Source organism: Bacillota bacterium, from assembly GCA_040754675.1.
Taxonomy (GTDB): domain Bacteria; phylum Bacillota; class Limnochordia; order Limnochordales; family Geochordaceae; genus Geochorda.
The window spans coordinates 1-2,212 of sequence record JBFMCJ010000637.1 but is presented as its reverse complement, the minus strand read 5'-3'; the positions used below and the strand labels follow the sequence as shown (position 1 = coordinate 2,212).

3 protein-coding genes are annotated in these 2,212 nt (G+C 66.7%); all 3 read left to right on the top strand.

The annotated features are described in order from the left end of the window. Positions 1-931 (top strand): hypothetical protein (locus AB1609_21905; GenBank protein ID MEW6049090.1); only part of this gene is annotated, 931 nt, incomplete at its 5' end. 124 nt (positions 932-1,055) lie between these two features. Next, positions 1,056-1,463 carry a prepilin-type N-terminal cleavage/methylation domain-containing protein gene (locus AB1609_21900; protein ID MEW6049089.1) on the top strand — a complete coding sequence of 136 codons (408 nt, stop codon included), beginning with the start codon at positions 1,056-1,058 and terminating at the stop codon, positions 1,461-1,463. A gap of 21 nt (positions 1,464-1,484) precedes the next feature. Then, a partial coding sequence (locus AB1609_21895; protein ID MEW6049088.1) for a hypothetical protein occupies positions 1,485-2,212 on the top strand: 728 nt, incomplete at its 3' end.

Genomic DNA, 2,212 nt, shown 5'->3' with positions numbered 1-2,212 from the left:
GCATAATGACTACTTGCAGTTACTCGCCGAGCTGGGTCTCGTGGGGGGCGGGGCAGTGCTCGCGGGACTGGCAGGGACTGCCTGGACCGTGTACCGCCTGGGTACGTGCCGCCGGGAGGGGGAGGATGCCCGGCGGGGCGGCCACCTGGTGGCGGGCACTCTGGCCGGCGCCGCTGCCATAGTAGCCCACAGCGCCGTCGACCTCGACCTGCAGTTTCCCGCCGTGGTGCTCCTCCTGTTTACCCTCCTGGGTATGGCAGTGAGGGGAGCACCGGGCGCGGCTGTCACCTGCCGCATGGCTGTGCCGCCGGGCCGGGCGCGGGTCCCTGACCGGGTGGGGCCGGTCGTCCTGCCCCTGCTGCTCCTGGCGGCGGTGGTGGCGGGGGTGAGGCCGTATGCGGGTCTGGTCGCCCGCCAGCGGGTCGAGTCCGCCCTGGAGGACGGGCGGCTGGCCCTGGCCCTGCAGCGGGCCGTTGTAGCCCGGGCGGTGATGCCTGGGCATCCGCGGACGGCCATGTTGCTCGGCCACGTTCTGCGCCAGATGGACTTGCAGGATTCCGCCGGCCGCGATCGCTCCTATTGGCGCGGCCGGGCCCTGGACGCGGTGCTGGCGGGCGCCAGGGCCAATCCGTACGAGCCCTACCTCGAGGACCTGGCGGGTTCCCTCTTGCTGGAAGCGGGCAACGTGCCGGCTGCCCTGGTGCACCTGGAGCGGGCGGTGACCCTCTTCCGCTGGGAACCGCGTTTCCGATTGCACCTGGCCCTCGCGTACGAGGCTGCCGGGCAGAAGCGCCGCGCCATTGAGGAACTCGCCTTCCTGCTCTCCCACCGGGTGGACTTCAGCAGGACGGTGGCTGCTTCCGACGCGGAACTGGAGGCAGTTTTCCAGGAGGCTGCCCACTTCCTGGTGTTGTTGACCGGCCCGCCCTGATCCCCTTGAGGCTTCACACGGCAGGAAACTACATATAAAGAGGACATTTTGCCATGAGCGGCGAATCCTACCATTAAAATTCTTGGGGGCGGGGCAGCCCCAACAGCGAAGGGGGCGGATTCAGATGATTAAGGGTATGCGCAGGGACCGGGACGGGTTCACCCTCATCGAGCTAGTGGTGGTGATCACCATCCTGGGCGTACTCGTAGCCATCGCAATTCCGACCGTGGGCGGCTACGTCGATGACGCCAAGAAGAAGGGGGCCAGGGCCGACGCCAAGAACATCCAGACCGCCCTGATTATGTACAAGGCCGAGAACGGTGTGTACCCACCCGACACGTCCGACTACTCTGTCTTTCGGAACGCCATCAAGAAGTATGTGTCTCTGCCGGAACAAGATGACCGTGCCAATTTCGATTTCGTGTCTTACGATGGTGACGCTGGCACCCATGGCTTCTACGTGTTAGTGCGGGCACGGGACAGGCAAAACCTGTCGATCAGCATATACGAGGATGACATCATCGGACCGTAGTGAGGAGGGGAAGCCGTCCCGGTGGCGCCGGCTAGCCCGGCCCGTCTCGCGGCCGGGGTGAATGGCTCTGCTCGGGGGTGCCGGGGTGAGGCCGGTTCTGCTGCGCTGCTCGCAGTCGTTCTCGGCGTCGTCCTAACCCTGCTGAGCGTGTCCATGCTCGGCTGGGTGGCGAGCGGGGGCAAGCGGGCCGCGGTCGAGGTGGCGCGGACGCAGGCCCTGTATCTGGCGGAGTCGGGAGTGGCCGAGGCGCTCTATCGACTGAACGGTCGTCGCCTGACCCCCCCGGCTCTTCTGGGTGGCCAGGCGGAATTCTCCTCCGGTGAGGTCCTGGGCTGGGACAAAGGGTCGTACCGGGTAGTGGTCTCCCGGGCGAGCGAGGGCGCCCTCGACGTGGAGTCGACGGGCGTGGTCGGGGACGTCTCGCGGCGCGTGACGGTGAGGCTGCGGCTGCGGTCCCTGGTCCCTGCGGAGGTTTTCTCGCTAGGCCCGAAGCGTGACGGTGTCAGGGCCACTGACCCCGAAGATCCGCGCTACGACCCTACCCTGGACCCTCCCCCCATCGACTTCCGCCTGCCCCCATTGCCGTCGCCCGTGACCCCCTGGGACGAGCGGAATGTGATCGGAACCGGCACCTATGTGTTCGACCGCATAGTACTCGACGACAAACAGGTGCTTGAGATCCGGGCTGACGGTCCGGTGGATCTCTATGTGGCCGGATTCGTGAGTGTGGGCAATAAGGCGGAGTTGCG